General features: G+C 39.6%; 15 protein-coding genes. 6 read left to right on the forward strand and 9 right to left on the reverse strand.

The features are described 5' to 3' along the window. Window positions 1–2: 2 nt before the first annotated feature. From J2S74_RS03685 to J2S74_RS03695, 3 genes are all read left to right on the forward strand, one after another. Entirely contained in the window at window positions 3–1,760 is a 1,758-nt protein-coding gene (locus J2S74_RS03685; RefSeq protein WP_307321979.1) for a hydantoinase B/oxoprolinase family protein, read from the forward strand. Beyond that, window positions 1,761–2,096, forward strand: coding sequence for a cupin domain-containing protein (locus J2S74_RS03690; RefSeq protein ID WP_307321982.1), 336 nt, complete (start codon window positions 1,761–1,763; stop codon window positions 2,094–2,096). A gap of 148 nt (window positions 2,097–2,244) precedes the next feature. Continuing rightward, window positions 2,245–3,594 (forward strand): purine-cytosine permease family protein, encoded by a 1,350-nt coding sequence (locus J2S74_RS03695; RefSeq protein ID WP_307322305.1) that lies wholly within the window; start codon window positions 2,245–2,247, stop codon window positions 3,592–3,594. A 441-nt stretch (window positions 3,595–4,035) separates the two neighbouring features. On the opposite strand, the gene J2S74_RS03700 is transcribed toward J2S74_RS03695, so the two are convergent. Genes J2S74_RS03700 through garR form a run of 3 tightly spaced genes read right to left on the reverse strand, consistent with a single transcriptional unit; the run spans window position 4,036 to window position 7,741 of the window. After that, the gene (locus J2S74_RS03700) at window positions 4,036–5,379 is read right to left on the reverse strand and encodes a GntP family permease (protein WP_307321984.1); all 1,344 of its coding nucleotides are present in this window, start codon (window positions 5,377–5,379) and stop codon (window positions 4,036–4,038) included. A 30-nt stretch (window positions 5,380–5,409) separates the two neighbouring features. Next, a complete protein-coding gene (locus J2S74_RS03705) occupies window positions 5,410–6,846 on the reverse strand; it encodes a four-carbon acid sugar kinase family protein (RefSeq protein WP_307321986.1) in 1,437 nt (478 codons plus the stop codon). A gap of 7 nt (window positions 6,847–6,853) precedes the next feature. Further along, window positions 6,854–7,741 carry a 2-hydroxy-3-oxopropionate reductase gene (gene garR / locus J2S74_RS03710; RefSeq protein WP_307321989.1) on the reverse strand — a complete coding sequence of 296 codons (888 nt, stop codon included), beginning with the start codon at window positions 7,739–7,741 and terminating at the stop codon, window positions 6,854–6,856. A gap of 277 nt (window positions 7,742–8,018) precedes the next feature. Here garR and J2S74_RS03715 point away from each other — a divergent pair, with 277 nt between their 5' ends. Next, window positions 8,019–8,630, forward strand: coding sequence for a GntR family transcriptional regulator (locus J2S74_RS03715; RefSeq protein ID WP_307321991.1), 612 nt, complete (start codon window positions 8,019–8,021; stop codon window positions 8,628–8,630). Between the two features lie 502 nt (window positions 8,631–9,132). Here the strand turns inward: J2S74_RS03715 and J2S74_RS03720 are convergent. Continuing rightward, window positions 9,133–10,308 (reverse strand): amidohydrolase, encoded by a 1,176-nt coding sequence (locus J2S74_RS03720; protein WP_307321994.1) that lies wholly within the window; start codon window positions 10,306–10,308, stop codon window positions 9,133–9,135. Between the two features lie 40 nt (window positions 10,309–10,348). After that, window positions 10,349–11,542: a hypothetical protein gene (locus J2S74_RS03725; RefSeq protein ID WP_307321997.1), complete on the reverse strand. Its 1,194-nt coding sequence runs from the start codon at window positions 11,540–11,542 to the stop codon at window positions 10,349–10,351. A 554-nt stretch (window positions 11,543–12,096) separates the two neighbouring features. Here J2S74_RS03725 and J2S74_RS03730 point away from each other — a divergent pair. Continuing rightward, window positions 12,097–13,071, forward strand: coding sequence for an aldo/keto reductase family protein (locus tag J2S74_RS03730; RefSeq protein ID WP_307322000.1), 975 nt, complete (start codon window positions 12,097–12,099; stop codon window positions 13,069–13,071). A 357-nt stretch (window positions 13,072–13,428) separates the two neighbouring features. Here J2S74_RS03730 and J2S74_RS03735 read toward each other — a convergent pair whose 3' ends face one another. Continuing rightward, window positions 13,429–14,226, reverse strand: a complete 798-nt coding sequence (locus J2S74_RS03735) for a DUF4145 domain-containing protein (RefSeq protein ID WP_307322001.1) — start codon at window positions 14,224–14,226, stop codon at window positions 13,429–13,431. 1,018 nt (window positions 14,227–15,244) lie between these two features. On the opposite strand from J2S74_RS03735, the gene J2S74_RS03740 reads away from it, so the two are divergent. Beyond that, complete coding sequence (locus J2S74_RS03740) at window positions 15,245–15,895, forward strand: SGNH/GDSL hydrolase family protein (protein WP_307322005.1); 651 nt, start codon at window positions 15,245–15,247, stop codon at window positions 15,893–15,895. A gap of 166 nt (window positions 15,896–16,061) precedes the next feature. Here J2S74_RS03740 and J2S74_RS03745 read toward each other — a convergent pair whose 3' ends face one another. The 3 genes from J2S74_RS03745 to rhaM all read right to left on the reverse strand — a co-directional run bounded on the left by J2S74_RS03745 (window position 16,062) and on the right by rhaM (window position 18,605). Beyond that, window positions 16,062–16,958 carry a fumarylacetoacetate hydrolase family protein gene (locus J2S74_RS03745; RefSeq protein WP_307322009.1) on the reverse strand — a complete coding sequence of 299 codons (897 nt, stop codon included), beginning with the start codon at window positions 16,956–16,958 and terminating at the stop codon, window positions 16,062–16,064. 97 nt (window positions 16,959–17,055) lie between these two features. Then, window positions 17,056–17,979 carry an aldo/keto reductase gene (locus J2S74_RS03750; protein ID WP_307322011.1) on the reverse strand — a complete coding sequence of 308 codons (924 nt, stop codon included), beginning with the start codon at window positions 17,977–17,979 and terminating at the stop codon, window positions 17,056–17,058. Between the two features lie 311 nt (window positions 17,980–18,290). Next, entirely contained in the window at window positions 18,291–18,605 is a 315-nt protein-coding gene (gene rhaM / locus J2S74_RS03755; RefSeq protein WP_307322013.1) for an L-rhamnose mutarotase, read from the reverse strand. Window positions 18,606–18,835: the final 230 nt, after the last annotated feature.

Here is an 18,835-nt window from a genome sequence, read left to right on the forward strand (position 1 = left end):
AAATGACAAAACAAGTAATTGCTCCAAAAGTAGATCCATTTACATTAGACATTGTAAAAGACTCTTTAGTAGCCATCGGTGAGGAAATGTTCTACGCATTAGCTCGTACTTCCATGAGCCCGATTATCTATGAAGTATTAGACTACGCAAGCGGCTTGACTGATTCGAAAGGTCAGTTATTAACGCAAGGAAATGGGGTTACAGGTTTTATCGGTATGCTTTCTTTCATGGTAAAAGAAACGATTGAAAGATACAACAAAGAAGGTGACTTAAAACCGGGAGATATTATCTTAATTAATGACCCTTATGGAGGCGGCGGTTCCCACCTATGTGACGTAGGCCTTGTTATGCCAATCTTCTACGAAGGAGAATTAGTTGCTTTTTCCGCAAACAAAGCCCACTGGACCGAAGTGGGTGGAAAAGACGCTGGATCTATGTCCACTGACTCTACGGAAATTTATCAAGAAGGTCTGCAATTCCCATGCGTAAAGCTCTACGACGAAGGAAAACTCAATCAGGCCGTTGTAGACATTATTGCAGCAAACGTCCGTTTCCCTGACCTCTCCCTTGGAGATATGTGGGCACAGGTAGCCGCCTTAAAAACAGGGGACAGACGTTTCCAAGAGCTTTGTGATAAGTACGGCAAAGACGTTGTAAAAAATTCCATTGACCACCTATTAGATCACGGTGAGCAATTAACACTGAAAGCATTAAAGCAGCTTCCTAAAGGAACTTTCGAAGCTGTGGACTATATCGATGATGACGGTATTGAAGAAGGCCCGTTTCGTGTACAGCTGAAGCTGACCATTACGGACCATGAGTTTATTTGTGACTTCCGTGGGAGTCATCCGCAAGTGACAGGATCCATTAACTCGACACTAACGGGAATGGTCTCTTCCGTTCGAACCATTTTCCTTGCCGTAACAAATCCATCCCAAGACGTGAATGATGGAGCTTTCCGCCCGTTAAAGGTATTAACAGACAAAGGGTCTGTCTTCAATGCAGCGAGACCTGCCCCAGTATCCATGTATTGGGAGTCCATGCTATTCGGCTGTGACCTTGTTTGGAAGGCGTTAGCACCAGTTATTCCAGATCGTTTAACAGCTGGGCATCTCTTATCTGTCTGTGTTGCAATTGTATCTGGAAAACACCCAGATACAGATGAGCCATTTTTAATTGTTGAACCTTCTGTTGGTGGTTGGGGTGCTGCCGTTGACCGTGACGGTGATTCAGGTCAATTCTGTATTCTCGACGGCGAGACATTTAACATCCCTGTAGAAGTTTGTGAAACAAGAAATGGTGTATTAGTGGATGAATACAGCCTTAACACAGATGGTGCAGGTGCCGGGACATTTCGTGGCGGCCAAGGGGTTATCCGCTCCTACCGGGCATTAACTGATAATCAAGCCTTTACAGGATCCTTTGGACGTCATAAATTCAATGTTTGGGGTGCTGAAGGGGGCAAAGAAGGATCTAACAATAAAATTGAAATTGTAAAAGCCGATGGTACCGTTGACGGCCCATTTGGTAAATACAATAAATATCCTTTAGGAAAAAATGATGTGGTTCGTCTTATCACAGCCACTGGGGGAGGCTACGGCAGTCCATTAAAACGTCCTGTGGAAAAAGTAGTAATGGATGTAAAAAATCAATACATTACTGTGGAACAAGCAAAAGTTGACTTTGGAGTCATTATTGATGAAGAAACACTGGATGTTATTGGTGTTACGGAAGAACGTCAAGGAAAGGAGAGTGTGTAAATGCAAGTAGTAACAATTAATCAAGTCTCTCCTGAAAACAAACCAAATATTGAAATGAGAACTCTCTTTGACGACTCTATATTAGAAGGTGCACGGGCTACTTTTGGAACAGTGACGATCCCTCCAGGAGCACGCATTCCCCTAGAAGGAACCGGTTCCCATCAAGAAGATGAGTATGCCATTGTTATAAAAGGCTCTATTACTACCATGAGCGGTGGCAAAGAATATAAAGTCTCCGCAGGGCAAGCAACCTTTATCCCATACGGAGAAGAGCACTGGGCTTATAACGACGGTAACGAGGATTGTGAAATTATTTGGGCCCTTGTAAAACGATAGTAGATACTTTTTGAGCTTTTTGGTATTAACCTTGCCTCCCCGCCTAGTAACAGGAAGGCAAGGTTAACATAAAAACTATTAATAGGATTAATAGTTTTGTAAGAGAATTTTACAGAATATTCAAAATTCAAAAGGAGTGATTTCTGTGTTGGAAGAAAAAAATGTTCCAAAGACGATTGTAAAAGATGAGGCACTCTCTGCTATCCCATCTTCTGAGCGTCAGCATTGGCTAACCCCTGCCGTTATTTTTGGTGGCTTGGAGTTTACCATTCCAGTGTTAATGGTTGGTGCCATGCTAGCGGTTAGTTTCGGTATGTCGCAAATTTTTTGGATCCTCGCCGTGTCATTATTCGTCTTTCAATGGATTGGGAATGCTATTCAAGGTTACATAGGAGCGAAAACAGGCCGTTCCTCTTCCGTTATCGCACGTACTAGTTTCGGTTCCTTACAAGCTCGGTTTATTGTTGGACTTACCATTTTTGTCGTGTCAACCGGATGGTGGGCATTGCAAACTGCTGTAGCTGGTAATGCTATTTCTGCAATGATAGGTATTGATTATAACAGCCAATGGTTTGCGTGGGCAATCATCACCGTAATTGTCGGACTTTTATTTGCAGTTCCTTCTATTATAGGCTATGCCTCCATGAAGTGGACAGATTATATTGCTGTACCAGCAGGTCTATTGCTCATTGGTACCGGTATCTTTTATGCATTAACAACAACAGGTTGGGAAACAATCTCTTCTTGGTCTCCTGAACCTACAATGACGTTTCTTATGGCAGTAAGTTTAATTATTGGTGTGAATGTATCTCAGTGGGTTATCGCATCGGACTACACACGTTATGCTAAACCAAAAGTAAAAGATAATGTCCTTATTCCATTAGGTATTATTGCAGTTGGATTCCCTCTATTTTATGTAGGTGCCATTATGTCCGTGGGCGTTGGATCTGCTGATATTGTTGAAGTAATGCTTGGGTTAGGCTTCCCTATTTGGGGCTTTCTAATCTTATGGTTTGCAACCTGGACTAGTCAGCTAGTTAATAACTACAGCATGGGTCTTGCCCTTTCTAACCTTATGAATGTTAACTCTGGTAAAGGGAGAGCAATCCTCACATTTATCGGAACAATCATTGCTATTGTCGTAGCATTAGCAGGTGTTCTTAACTACTTTATGGACTTCTTGTTCATGACTGCATTGATTTATCCAGCCATTGCTGGTGTTATGTTCGCCGATTTCTTCTTCGTTCGTAATAAAAATTGGATCGATAACCCAGGCTGGAACTGGATGGCAACGATCGCAATCGTAATTGCAACCGCTATTGGTTACTTTACACAATATGTTCAGCCTTTCGGACTGCCTGCTGTTCAATCGTTATTGGCCGCTGGTGTTGTTTACGTCATTGCTATGAAGATTAAGGCAAAAGCAGCTCCAGACCAATTCACTCCAGAAGAATGGAAACAAACAGAAGGTAACACAGAAGCTCCTAAAGTAAGTTAATTTATATATACCACAACCTTTTAAAATGAGGTTGTGGTATTTTTTAGTTAATAAATTGAATAAAATTACAATTTTCATAACTGCAAAAAAGTAAAAAAGTAACCATCCTTTCCCACCAACCCAAGGTTATATCCTAAAACATTTTACTAAAGAATCACTTCCACTGCCTATTTTAGATAGGTGTTAATGTTCTATTTCCTGGATCTCGCTATTAGACGAAAACAACCTTATAAACTTAGTCATGACTGGTTCTATGGCTCCTTGCATGTTCTAAATTTATGTACATTAAAGGCCGCGACAGCAAATCTATTTTTCTGTGCATCTTTTAATATATCTATTGTATTTACAAGCATAGTGAAAGTTCGCCCCTTATAATTTTAGATAAACGAACGTCCAGAGAGCGATACTTTTATAGCATCTTCTAGACGTCCTTTTATAGTCTTATAGTCCTGGTAAAATCCCAGAGAATAAGCTTAAAATGTAAACAGTTATTAGGGCCGTTAATCCAGCTACAAATCCACCGACTGTCCAAGCTTTTAACGTTTGTGGGATCGTTAATTTACCAAATTTATTTACAACCCAAAAGCCTGAGTCATTAGGTAGTGATAATCCAATTGCCCCTGAACAAATAGCAAGACCAAGTAAGATTGGGGATACACCTAAATCAAAGGCAAGAGGTCCTAAAATACTAGATGTTGTTACAAGTGCTACTGTAGCAGAGCCTAGTGAAGCCCGTAAAATTTGAGAAAAAATAAAAGCTAATAATAAAACAGGAATACTCCAGCTTTGCATCGTCACTATTAAGAAATCTCCAATTCCACTTTGATTAATTACGGCACCAAACGCTCCACCTGCACCAGTAATTAATAAGATAATCCCTGCAGAGTTAATAGCCTCAGTATAAAGGGTTTGTTTAGATTTATTAATGTAAGGTGTTAATACAATAATCGCCACGATTACACTGATAAATAAGGCTACGTTTTTATCTCCTATAAAACCTAATAACTTCGAGATAGTTGTTTCTGGTACCAATAGCTTTGAAAATGTATTTGATAAAATTAATAGAATAGGTAACGCTAACATAAATAAAGATAAACTTGTGCTGATTTCTTTTTTCGGTGTAAATTCCGGAGTTACCACTTCTTCTTCAATTTCTCCAGAATGATTAAACCTTTTTCCAATAAACATCCCATATAAATATCCCCCGACTATTGTTGCAGGAATGGCACAAATAATACCATATAAAATGAATAACCCTAAGTCTGATTGTGTATTTTCTGCCACGATAAGTGGACCAGGTGTTGGTGCAATCATACTGTGAGAAACGATTAGACCTACTCCTAAAGCGGTTACAAAGGATACAATAGAGATGCCAGTTTTCTTAGATAAGCTTTTAATTAAACCACTTAAAATAACGAATGCTGCATCAAAGAATACTGGAATAGAAACAGCAGTACCAGTTATCGCTAAGCCTGCAGGGGATTTATCTTTTCCGAAAGCTTTTAAAACTGCTTGTGCAATCTTTTCGATTGCTCCAGAAGCTGCTAAGAATGTTCCAAATATACCCCCTAAACCAATTAGTATACCGACACCAATCAAGGTATTACCGAAACCTCCGGCTACTATTCCCGGGACTTCATTTAAAGGAATTCCAATCACTATTGCTGTTCCTAATGCTACAGCAATTAAAGCTAGAAATGGCTCAAGCTTCATTTTTAAAATTAAGAAAAATAATGTTGCTAAGGATAATAGAAAAATGACTATTAATAAATTTCCTGTAACCATGAATGAATATCTCCTCTCATTATATAAATCTTATATTTGTTCTAACTCTAAAACAACCTCTTTTAACGTCGTATCAGCACCTACGTTACCTGGGAAAATCACATACGGAATATATGAGAATGTACTTTCCTCTCCCGTTTTCCAAACAGGAATTCCAGGTGCAATTTGTCCTGCAACTGTTGCTCGTTTTACGCATAAGCCTTTTGTCCCTACATCACTGGAAGTGATTCCACCTTTTGCGAGGATGTAGTTGGGTCTTACTTCAAAGTTTCGAACGATGCTTGTTACGGCATCGGATATCTCCACTGACAATTTTAGTTCTTCTTCCTTCATGCCTTCCCCTAAATCAAGACGCTCCCGTTTTGTGAAGATAACTGTTGTAATTCCATGTGCCACCTTTTCTTCTGCTTCTTTTCGAACGCGGTCCACTTCATGTTTAAATGCAGCTTTATTCAGGACAAGGTGACAATCAAATTCAATAAAATGCAAGGAGTCAACTGTTTGTAATTCTTGAAGCTGAGCCGTTGTTTTTTGCACATGGGAGCCAACGATAATGAGCCCACCATTTCTTAAGTTATTTTCAATTAAATCTTTTCGTTTTAGTAAAGGTCGGGTAGAAATGCCTCCAATTACTTTTGTAAAGGTAGCAGCTGTTCGAAGCATAAAGCGCTTCCCTTTATTCAAAGCAAGTGTTAGTGCAATCGAAAAGACCATCACATCTTCCTCTTCCAATGCATTTACCACTACTTTATTAAAGCTAGACACGTTCATTAATTGCTCACTGATTGCCTCTATGTCTAGCTTACGAATGCTTTCTAAAGTGATATAAGTTACTTCTTCTTTCTTGTAAGTACCGTTTGTTTTCTCTTCTATCCATTCTCCTAGATGACTAGACTCATATCCGAAAGTTCGATCCTTTGCAAATTCTGTTTCCCCAGCTGGAACTAGTGTATCGTTGTATTGAACATAATGAATGTTATCAACGGTAAGGCGTCCTCCCTCTTTAAAGAAAGGTAATAATATTTCTCCGTCCATTTCTACATTACCGTTACGTTCAACCGCTTCTTTCATTACTTCAGTTTCCAGTGGATAATGCCCCCGTAATGTAGAATCACCTCTGCTAATGATGAGGTAAGGTTTATTCATCGCTTGAGCTATTTCTTCTACACGCTCTGCAATGTCACGATGAACAATTTCCGTTTCTTTCTCTGTAAAGGCTCTCGAATTTGTTAAGATAAAAAATATTTGATTCTTTTCTAAAAAGCCATTTTCAATTGTTTCTTTTGTCCAATCCGTATATACACTTACACCGTGAACAGTCTGAACTCCAGTTGGGTCATCATCTAGTACAATGATTTGATGTTGAAAAGAAGGACGAACTTCATTCCATAGCCTAGTTAATTCTTCTTTATTAATAGGTTCATAGGAAGTCAATACTTCATCAACTTTTCTCTCTATAATAGACATTTTTATATCACCCTTTTTTCACTTCTATTTTTGCTAATTTTTCGTAGTATTGTACTAAACCACAGTGATCATCTGCTTGTTTTCCATCGATTTTTAAAGCATGGAACATTTCTAATACTTGACTTGAAAGTGGTAACGGTACCCCAATTTCGTGTGCCGTATCCATAACGTTAGTTAAGTCTTTTAAGTTAATATCAATACGTCCGCCAGCTTGGAAATTTCGCTCTAATATCATAGGTACTTTTGCATCTAAAACAGCACTTCCTGCCAATCCACCACGGATTGCTTGATACATCTTTTCAATATCAATCCCCGCTTTTGCTGCTAATACGAGCGCTTCTGACATTGCGGCGATGTTAACGTTCACAAGAATTTGGTTAGCAAGTTTTGCTGTAGTACCACAACCATGATCCCCCACGAGGACAATATCCTTGCCTACTGACGCTAGTATTGGTCTTACCTTTTCAAAAATATCCTCTTTTCCACCAACCATAATCGAAAGAGTTCCATCAATTGCTTTAGGCTCTCCACCACTTACAGGAGCATCTAGCATATGCATGCCACGTTCAGCTAATTTTTCAGATAATTCCTTAGAAGCTACTGGTGTAATAGAACTCATGTCAATTACGATAGTACCTTCCTCAGCTCCTTCTATGATACCGTTGTCGTTTAAGATAACACTCTTTACATGCTCAGTATTAGGCAGCATTGTTAGAACTACTTCACTGTTTTGGGCTACTTCCATCGGTGACCGGGCTCCTATAGCACCTTGCTCAACTAGTTCTCTAACTGCTGCTTCGTTAATATCAAATACTGTTACTTCATATCCATTTTTTAATAGGTTAAGAGTCATTGGCTTTCCCATTATGCCAAGTCCAATAAAACCGAGTTTCATGATTCATATCCCCCTCCATTTTCTAAAGCGTTTTCATTCAACGGTTCAATTGTACACATTTTATTAAAATTTGTATACAAAAAAATCTAAATTGTACACAAAATATTTTTCTACTTTTAAAAGTAATTAAATACATCTATACTTTCTAGAGAGACTAATTAAAGTAAAAGGGCAAGGCTTTTATAAATATAGAAATACTTTAAGAAATTTTATTATGATAAGTAAAAAGGAGGTTAGGCTGTTTGCAAATGGAACATGATGCAGCAGTCGAATCAATGTGAGTAAACAGACAACAGCTTTTATTCAGGCGTATGAATATATTCGGGATAAAATCCTTAATGGCGAGCTTCCAAGTGGGACAAAATTAGTTGAGGAACGGCTTGCACAAGAATTAGGAATGAGCAGGACACCTATTCGGGAATCCATTCGCAAGCTCGAACAAGAAGGATTAATTAAACAAAAGAAAGTTATTAATCCAACAGAGGCAGATTTACGAAATATTTTTCAAATTAGGATTTTGCTAGAAGGTTTTGCATCCCGTTGTGCGGCTTCTTATATGAACGAGGAAACATTACAAAGGTTAGAGAAGTGTATATCTATAGCAAGAAGTGGATCAACAGAAGAAATTATGAAGGCAAATAAAGAATTTCATGATCTTATTGTACAAGCAAGTAATAATCCAGTTATGATTGATATTATTGATCGAATGCAGTCTATTATTTACCTCTTCCGAAAGACAGTTGTCCTTTATAAACGACCGTTTCTGATTGATGAGCATCAAGACATATATGAGGCGATTCTTGCTCATGACGGAGATCTGGCAGAAAAACTTATGAAGCAGCATTTACAGGCTGATTTAGATTTTTGTTTGCATTTGTTAAAGCAATAACCCAAATTGGAAGGCACCTTCCTATTAGTGATACCCTTATCTAATGGCTACTCGTGAAACTTCACTCGTTGCTTTTGACATCACAACATAAATACTCAAATGATTTTCAAAACGAATTTCAAAGTATAATTCAAAACAAAAAGGGCTTAAAGATAAAAACTTCTTTAAGCATACATAAGCAGTTACAGTGTCTATAGGATTTTTCTTATAATCACTTCTACTTCACAATTGAATAACAAAAAATGTAAACACTGTGATGCAAACTGATAGCTAGTAAGGGTGATTTACACTACAACTTTCTGACAAACAAAAACAGCCTTGAACCAGCAATCGTGCTAGTTCAAGGCTGTTTTTTATTCGTTTTAACTGCAAAAGTCTGGCTATAACTGGTACTATAAATACATTAGTATTCATTATATTATTCTACTTTAGCTTCGTTGGTAGAGTAACGACTGTTAACCGATGAGGGGGCAAAACCTTTCCTTTTTAAAGGAGAAGGAGATCAGCTGTTTAAATATGCCCAAGCATACTGAGCATACAACTCTGCCCCTACGGCTAGAGCGTCTTCGTCAATGTTGAAGCGCCCATGGTGATGAGCCCACTCCGTATCCTTTTCTGGATTGCCACTGCCAACTAATGCAAAGCTTCCAGGTACTTCGTCAAGGTAGAAGCTGAAGTCCTCACCGCCCATTGTTGGTTTTTCGTTGTATAATACGTCTTCACCAAAGGCTTCTGCTGCCACCTTTTGAACTAGTTTCGCACTAGATTCATCATTAATGACTGCCTGTGTTCCGCGAGTATATTCCACTGTTGCTGTTGCTCCGTAAAGAGCGGCAACTTGTTCCGCGTAATGAGTAAGTTGTTCTTCAATATGGTCCCGTGTCCCCGGATCAAAGCAGCGAACAGTTCCTTCTATGACGGCATTTTCCGCGATCACATTGAAGCGGGTGCCAACGGTCATTTTTCCAACTGTTAATACGGCCGGATGTTGCGGGTCAATGGTTCTTGAAATAACCGGCTGAACATTCATCACAAACGCGGAAGCCACAATCGCCGCATCCACACAATCTTGAGGCATGGCACCATGGCCACCTCTTCCTTTGAATGTGACTGTAAAAAGGTCTGCCGAAGCAAAGGATGGACCTGGGTTACAACTTACCTTTTGTGTTGGCATTTGCGACCAAATATGAATCCCAAACACATTGTCGACTCCTTTCACTGCCCCTTGCGACACAAGTGCTTTCGCTCCTTCTGCCACTTCTTCAGCCGGCTGGAAGAGAAGGCGGACATTCCCTGGCAACTCCTCTCTATTTTCATTCAAGGCCTTTGCAGCAATTAATAACATCGCCGTATGCGCATCGTGGCCACAAGCATGCATTTTCCCGTCCTCTTTCGACGCATAGGGTAAATCCTTGTTCAGCTGTTCAACGGATAAGGCATCCATGTCCCCGCGAAGGGCCACTGTTTTTCCAGGCTTTCCGCCTTTAATCTCGGCAATTACTCCTGTTGGCTTTGCTCGCCGATAGGAGATTCCTAAATTGTGCAAATACTCACAGACAAATTTGGTCGTATTTTCTTCTTCCCAAGATAACTCTGGTTCACTATGAAACTTTCTTCGTAGTGCCGTTAGTTCTTCATTATATTTGCTGATCGCTTCTTTTATTTTTTGATGAATCATGATGATTCCACCTCCGTTAATTTTAATTTCCTCCATTTTTTTATAAGAAGCCAGCGAAGATTCCAGCTAATACAACGGATACAATCGTTACCGTAATGAATCCTCCAACAAGCATTGGTGGCAACATATGACTGAGTAACACGTCTCTTTCTTCTTCATCTTCTGTTAAAGAATTGACGACTTCTTTCGGAATGATATAGTCAGCCGGGAAACCGTATAGTGCTGTCAGGGAAACCGCAAACGCCATGTTTTTACTCACTTTAAGGATTTTTCCTGCAATGGCAGAGAAGATGTACATGCCGATAAGACCGACAATGATCGTACCGATTAGCGGGAACAAAATGCTAAGCATCATAGTTGGAGTTGCCTGGTTTAATCCATTAAAGATGAATAGCATTAACGCTAGGATGAGAAAGCCAAAACCATTTGCTTTTTGCAATACTTGCTTTTCAAGGAAGCCCACACTGGAAGCAATGACCCCAAACACTAAGCAAAGGATGAATGGGCTGATATTAACAACAGGTGCTAATAATGTGGACGTAAGGTAAGCAAGATAACCCACCAGAGCAAGTTTGAAAAACTTATAGAAATTCGTATTATACTTTTCAGGCATTTTCCATCTGGCAGCGCCTGGTTCCACCGTCGCAGTCACTTCTTTCGCCCCATCAGACTGCTGCTTCTTTTCAAGTTGGCCATTGCGATATAGTTCCAGCAGATGTTTTCCTTCTTTTTTCAGGAGTACTGCTGTAATCGGATATCCTGCAAAACCTTGGATCACATAGATAACAATGGCAAATACCGCTAAAGTGGTAAATCCTGCCGCACTGGCTGCTTCCGACATAATTAATGAAGAAACAACGCCGCCCACTAAAGGCGGAATCGCTACAACCATCGTTTGAAAGCCGAATATAAGCGTTCCGACAGTCATTAACATGGCAATGACCCCCAGAATTCCGGAGAGGGCAATCACTATCGTCTTCCACTGTCTTTTCAGTTCATTCAGGGAAAGCAATGTTCCTAAATGGGTTATTAACAGGTACATCGACAATGTTGCGACCACCGGCGGGATACCTGCTAGAGACACGATATCCTCCGGGAAGAAAGTCCAATATCCTATAAGGAACAGTACCGCACATATGAAAACCGATGGTACCCAGGCCTTTGTGCGTGCTGAAACAAAATCTCCAATAAATAAAATAAAAGTTAAAATAACTAAAGCTAACATCTGCGACATAAGAAACACCTTACCTTCTTGATAGTATGATTTTTGTTGTTTAGGTAGAATATTAGTATAATAATATAATTATAGTTTTCAGTCAATTTATTCATTTTAGAATTTTCGAAAATAGCGCTTACATTTAAATTTTAACCAATTCTATATTTCGGGAGGAGATTTGAATTTTATTTAAATATCTTTTTTACTATTTCAAAATAATAAAAAGCATCTCAGGGCCCTTTTTTATTATAAAAGCAGAGTGAAGTATGGCTTCGTTGATAGATTAAGAGCTCGTATCCGTAGAAGATACTAAAATATATAAATATGGAAACGAATTGTTTTATTGTTTGGTATTAGCGACTTCACTGCCTAAAAGATAATAAAATCCACTAGACCATTTGAAGTATACACATTTCCAGGTCGTAGCTTTTGTTTCTAAAGATGAAAATTACCTATCTCTAACACAAAATCTGTGCCTTCGAAAAAAAGAACATTGGGAATAGATTAATAAATAAGTTATTATATTAACAGAAATATATATTCAACTAAGCAGTAAAGGAGAATTGGCTATTATGAGATATAGAAATGTTGGTAATAGTGGATTAAAAGTAAGTGAAATTGGACTCGGAAGCTGGCTTACATACGGAACTGCCGCAGAACAAGAAGCTGCTGATGCATGTGTTCGCGCAGCATTTGAAAATGGCATTAATTTTTTTGATACTGCAAACGCCTACAATCGCGGGGCTGGAGAAGAAGCCATGGGAGCAGCACTAAAAAAATATGATCGTTCCAGCTATGTCCTCTCCACAAAAGTATTTTTCCCAATGGGTGATGGGCCAAATGATCGGGGATTATCAAGAAAGCATATCATGGAACAATGCGAGGCTAGCTTAAAGCGGTTGAATGTTGACTATATCGATATTTACTATTGTCATCGATTTGACGACCAAACGCCAGTGGAAGAAACCCTCCGTGCATTGGATGATTTAACAGCACAAGGGAAAATCTTATATTCTGCTGTGAGTGAATGGACCGCAGCTCAAATTACAGAAGCAACAGGAATTAGTCAACGCCTGAATTTACGCCCTCTTATATCGAATCAGCCGATCTATAATATGTTCGAGCGATATATTGAAAAAGAAGTACTACCTGTTAGTGAAAAAAATGGTATTGGCCAAATTGTTTTTTCTCCACTAGCGCAAGGGGTGTTAACAGGTAAATATAAGCCAGGAATGGACTTACCAAAGGACAGCCGCGGAGCCGATGAAAGCGTGAATTTCGTTATTAAAAGCTATTTTCAAGAAAATGTTCTTGAATGTGTACAAGAACTAAACAGCCTTGCTAAGGAGTTAGGCATCTCGTTATCACAGCTATCCTTAGCTTGGGTCCTTCGCCACCCAGGCGTCAGCTCTGCATTAATCGGTGCAAGCAAACCAGCGCAAATTGAAGAAAATGTGAAGGCTGTGGAAGTGGACCTTTCGGAAGATACTTTGGCTGAGATTGAGCGTATTTTAAAGAAAGTTGAAGGATTTGCACCGTTAAGATAACAACCCTTTAGAGTTTTTACTGTCATAGGAACAAGAAAAAAGTAACCAAGAGTGGTTACTTTTTTCTTTAACATTTATTGTCGCCGCTCTTCATGCAACATTTGGTTACCTTGATCAGTGGGTAGACGAACTAAGTCTTTTTTAATTTATCCAATTAATTATATATTATGGAACTTCCTTTCATGTAACAGTTTGAATTGCCCCCTTAAAAGCATCCCTTTATTTAGGCTATCACTACCTCATTAATAAATGTCACTCTATAAGTTGAGTGTTATTTTTTGTATTCACATTAAATAAATAATTCCAAGAACAAAGATCTATAACGCTTTGAGATCCAAAGGTTACAGAAAGATCAATTTAGAAGCAGCTTTTACAGAATTCCCATGAGTTGCCTCTTTCATGGGTAACGTACTCTATTAATTCATCTTTATTCTTGGAGCACACTTTAGGGATTGTGGTCCTTTTTCCTTTGTCTTGTTTTCTCATTAGGAATCTACAATCTGCTCGGTGAATTTTATTCATTCCTTTACTGCTATTGGTGCCGCCAAAATAATTAAACACATAACCTGTATAATTTTCTTCTAGCCATGTTTCATATCCCTGTTCATCTTTCGAATACTTGTGTATTTTTACTTGAATGGTTGGTCGTTCTTTAATCTTATCTTTTTGTACTTTAATTAGCTTCTGTTCCCTTGTTTTAGAAGGTGGTGGTGATAGGGTTTTTATTGGGGATACTTCCCCTTGTGGTTCTATGTATTTGGGCTCTTTGAAATCCCATTGGCCATACACCCTCATCAGCCAAACCCCTAATTGAAAGGCTTGGTTTAAGGCATCCTCTGCCTCTTCGCTGGTGCCATATTTGGCATTATGTACTGCCCTGTTCCCCCGAATTCGAAGAAACTGCAATTTATCATAAATTTCATAGCTAATGATGTCCTTACTTAACAGCCTTTTAATTCTTTTGTATTGCGGATGTATATCCATGCGTGGGATTTTTTCCAAATCGTTGAGGATGGCCGTTACCGTTTCCCCAAACATTCTTAGTTTAACTAGCGTTGTATTTGGATCATTAACAACATGTTTTTCTGCCATCTGACCAATTTCAGCTAACAAATTCCACTTCTTTGCTAAAAAATCAAAGTTCCCCTTCCCCATCCCATCACCTCGTATTTAGTTTCATTCGTACCGAAATCTACATAAATAAAATTATTAATAAGTTCTATAAATATTCTCGATTTCCTTTAAATCTGGAAAACGATGTATTTCCGTGCATACTAAAAAAAGACGATCGTATACATCCATTGAAACTGAATGAAGTATAAGACCGCCCTTAATACCTTGTATCTTAGGGAGTTCTCCATGCAAGTACTATATGCACCATGGATATGAAAATGCATTAATCTTGTCTCTCGAATCCGTTACAGGCGGACGCTTTCCGCGGGCGGTCCGGGAGCCTCCTCGACGCTATCGCAGAGGCCACTGAAAAAGATCGCTTTTTATCTTTTTCAGTGGCCTTGAAGCAATGAGCGGAGCCGTTGCAATGTTTTCAAAGCCTTATATGAGTGGGTTTCTCATATAAGGCGCGCAACGAGCGAAGCCATTGCCACTGTTCAAATTGACTTTTTCAGTGGCCTCGCTATCGCATCTGTGGGGTCTCCCAAGGACACGCTTTTCCCGCAGGAGTCGCCGCCTTTCACTCCTTCGAGAGATGCAATCTGTAATCCAGCATTTGTATTTTCAGGGTTGACTTCCATGCAATGAAAATTACACCATGGACTATGAAAATTGACAATGTTTAACTGAGGAATGAGCGAAGGCCCACGAGACTCCTGTGGGAGTATGGTCTAGGCGAGACCCCGCAACGACGAGCATAGGCATCATGAATATGCTGCGAGTTGTCTCGACGGATGCTACAACAGAGCATCACTAGCAGAGGAAGAGACAGCAGAAGTCGTGAGGAGGCTCGGCAGATCACCCACGGAAAGCGAGTGGGCTGTAGCGAATGATCACATAATTTTTATTTTTAGGTTGAACTATATAGTTATTAAATAATAAAGTGAAACAATAAGTGATGAGGGTTTATATGAGCAACACTTGGTTGAAAATTAATCAATATGTTACTACTTTTATGCTATACTCAAATTAAATTTTATACGGAGAGGAATGGGAGTTTATGATACTAGAAAAAGGGAATAAGCTTCTTTTTATTGGGGATTCCATAACGGATTGTGATAGGAAAAAGCCTGAAGGAGAAGGGACCTTTGATGCCCTTGGAAAAGGATATGTCTCTTTCGTTGATGCATTACTTCAGTCCACTTATCCTGAGCTTGGAATAAGGGTAGTTAACCAAGGGATTAGTGGGAATACGGTTCGAGATCTGCATGCTCGGTGGCAGGAGGATGTTCTTGCCCATAATCCCGATTGGCTTTCCATCATGATTGGTATTAATGACGTTTGGCGTCAATTCGACAAACCTTTAATAAAGGAAAAACATGTGTATTTAGATGAGTACGCAGAAACCCTAGAGAAGCTTGTATCGGAAACAAGACGAAATGTAAAAGGGATGGTACTAATGACTCCTTTTTACATCGAAAATAACGAAGATGCCATGCTACATACCATGAATCAGTACGGAGACATAGTGAAACAGTTGGCAGAAAAGTATGACTGCATTCTTGTCGATACACAAGCAGCCTTTAATAAAGTATTAAAGAACTTACATTCTTCTGCATTAGCCTGGGATCGAGTTCATCCATCTGCAACAGGTCACATGCTCCTAGCAAGAGCGTTTTTACGGGAGATTAGCTTTAATTGGGAAAAATAGTTTGTGACTAGTGAAAAGGTGCTTTCCTTTTTTTCAGTAGGCCGAATGCAACGGACGAAGCCATTGGAACTTTACTTATTAACTATTTCACTTGGTCTTGGGCGGTTCCAATGCTTCCTATCTGTTGAAAGGAAGCATTGGAACCGCCCATTATTTAATTATACAATTATTCCTCCGCAACAAAGGTATTTGTTAAGGAACCTACCTTTTCAATCTCCACAGTCACTACATCCCCCGGTTGTAAGTAAACTTGCTTCTCTTTCGGATATCCCATTACTACTCCTTCAGGTGTGCCTGTTAAGATAATGTCTCCAGGGGTTAACGTCATATGCTGAGAAATATAGCTCACGATTTCGTCTACGTAAAAAATCATATCGGAAGTATTTGAATCCTGACGTACTTCTCCATTAACATAGGTTTTTAAAGACAAGTTATTAGGGTTGCCCACTTCATCTGCCGTTACTAAATAGGGACCTACTGGACTAAAATCATCACATGTTTTCCCCAATAGCCATTGTGGTGTTTTTAATTGTAAGTCCCTTGCAGATAGGTCGTTCGCCGTACAGTAGCCAAAAACATGATCCAATGCATTTCCTTTACTTACGTATTTTGCTTCTTTTCCAATAACAACTCCTAGTTCTACTTCATAATCTAATTTTTCCGTCACTCTCGGGACTGCAATAGTAGATTTATGTGCAGTTAAAGCGTTGTTAAATTTATTAAATAGAATCGGAACTTCCGGGTAAGGGGAATTTGTTTCATCGGCATGCTTACGGTAATTTAACCCCACACAAATAATTTTATTTGGCTGTGTAACAGCGGGCCCCCACTGAATCGTTTCTTCATCGAGAATAAAGGAAGTATCCTCTGTTTCCGCCAATGCACTCACATACTGTTGTAAAGCAGCAACCGCTGACTCACCTTGTTGAATAACTTCCATCACCGACGTTGGAACATTCTCCGCTGGTACCTTTTCTAACGCTGCTTCTATATCCATAATTCCCCGGTCCGTTTTCACACCTAATTTTTGTTCTTCTTGTTTCACAAACGTAACTAGTTTCATAGAATTTCTCCTCCGCCCCTTTTATGGCTAATAATGAGGCCTGCTCCAAGGAGGCTCGGCGAAGAGCCACCCGATGCAGGCTTTGTGATATTTATTATTACTTTACCGCCTGTGGGTGGTCATCTTGAACTAGATCTAAGCTTGCTGCACTAGCATTTAGCTCCACTTGTTCCGGACTTTTACACCCTGGGATTACTGTTGTTACGGCAGGATGCTTTAAGCACCAGGCCAACGCCCACTGAGCCATATTGACCCCTTCTGGTACTTCGTTCAACTTAATCTCTTCCACTAAACGAAGCTTCCTTGCTACGTCTTCTTGATCATGTTTGTGGCGAACATCCTGATCACCAAAGACAGCACCTGGCTTGTATTTCCCACTAAGGTAACCGCTTGCCAATGGAACACGTGCAAGGACCCCTAAATCCTGCCTCTCACATGATGGGAAAACCTCTTCCTCCGGCTCCCTCTCCAAACGGTTATACACCACTTGTATCGCCTTAGCATTCACTTCCGTTGCTAAATCCGTTTGATAAATGTTTTGATTGCTGCCGATAGATATCCCTAAATGACGTATCTTCCCTGCCTGTACTTGTTTATCAAGCATCGTCCATAGTTCATCGTTCTTGAAAGATTCATCACTGCCTGAATGGAACTGATAAAGATCTATGTAATCTGTTTTTAGGGCCTTTAAAGAATCCTCTAACTGTGTTAATACTTCCTCCGCTGACCAGTGATTTGTACGCTCAAAATTAGCGTGGAACTGGTGACCAAACTTCGTTGCCACAATCCAATCCTCTCGCTTATCGTTGGACAGATAGTTCCCAATAAATTTTTCCGAAAGATGGTCCCCATAACACTCTGCCGTGTCAATAAGATTTATGCCCACTTCCTTCGATTTATCTAAGATGCTGTTTACTTCTTCTTGGGAAAAATCCATCCCCCACTCCCCACCAAATTGCCATGTTCCAACACCAACTACAGACACCTTCAAATCCGTTTTTCCAAGTCTTCGATATTTCATTCCTTTCCACTCCTTTTGCAGTTTCATTTATATTTTCCAAAATGAGGCTAGGACATAACAAAGCGTTTAACTGGAAATACGAACAGTGTACTACCTTAGCGGAGGAAATATACGTAGACTCCTGCGGGAGCAAAGGCAAAGATGAGACCCCACAGTGCGTTAGACGAGGAGACTCACCAGCCGCCCGCGGAAAGCGAAGTATATTTCCGAAGCGATTTTTATATGCACCAATTATAATCTCTATTTCGTTCGGATTTGTCATTTATAAAACACTTTTGTTCCAGCCTCATTTCATACCTATTTCCAGTCTATTATTTCAAGTAAAATACATCTTTTAATTCCTTAGCCACAGGGCTGTTATCAGGATTGGTTTCCATGATGTCCTTCATGTACGCCCACCACTTTTGGCATATTTCCGTTTCCGCCACCTTACTCCAGCGTTCCTCATCCTCAATTTCCACATAGGCAAATAAATTTCCAGTCTCTTCATCTAAAAAAATCGAGTAATTATGTGCCCCATGCTCCTTTAGCATTTCTCCCATTTCCGGCCACAACTCATCATGGCGTTTCTTGTATTCTTCAAAATGTCCAGGATAGACTTTCATTACAGAAGCTTTTCGAATCATTTCCATTCCCCTTTTCTTCTATTTTTTGTTGAGAATTTACCCATTAAGAACTTTTTGCTCTGCTTTATATACCCAAGCCTTGGTTTAGTTTCCCTTCTTTACCATACTAATTCAACGCTCCATGTCCAAACCCCTCTTCTAACAACCAATTTCCCTTGGCCCCGTTCACTACTCCCTATGTTTTTATTTACACCTCATTTCTAGTAAAATGTGTCTTGTATAATAGCTGT

Source organism: Evansella vedderi (assembly GCF_030813435.1).
Lineage (GTDB): Bacteria > Bacillota > Bacilli > Bacillales > Salisediminibacteriaceae > Evansella > Evansella vedderi.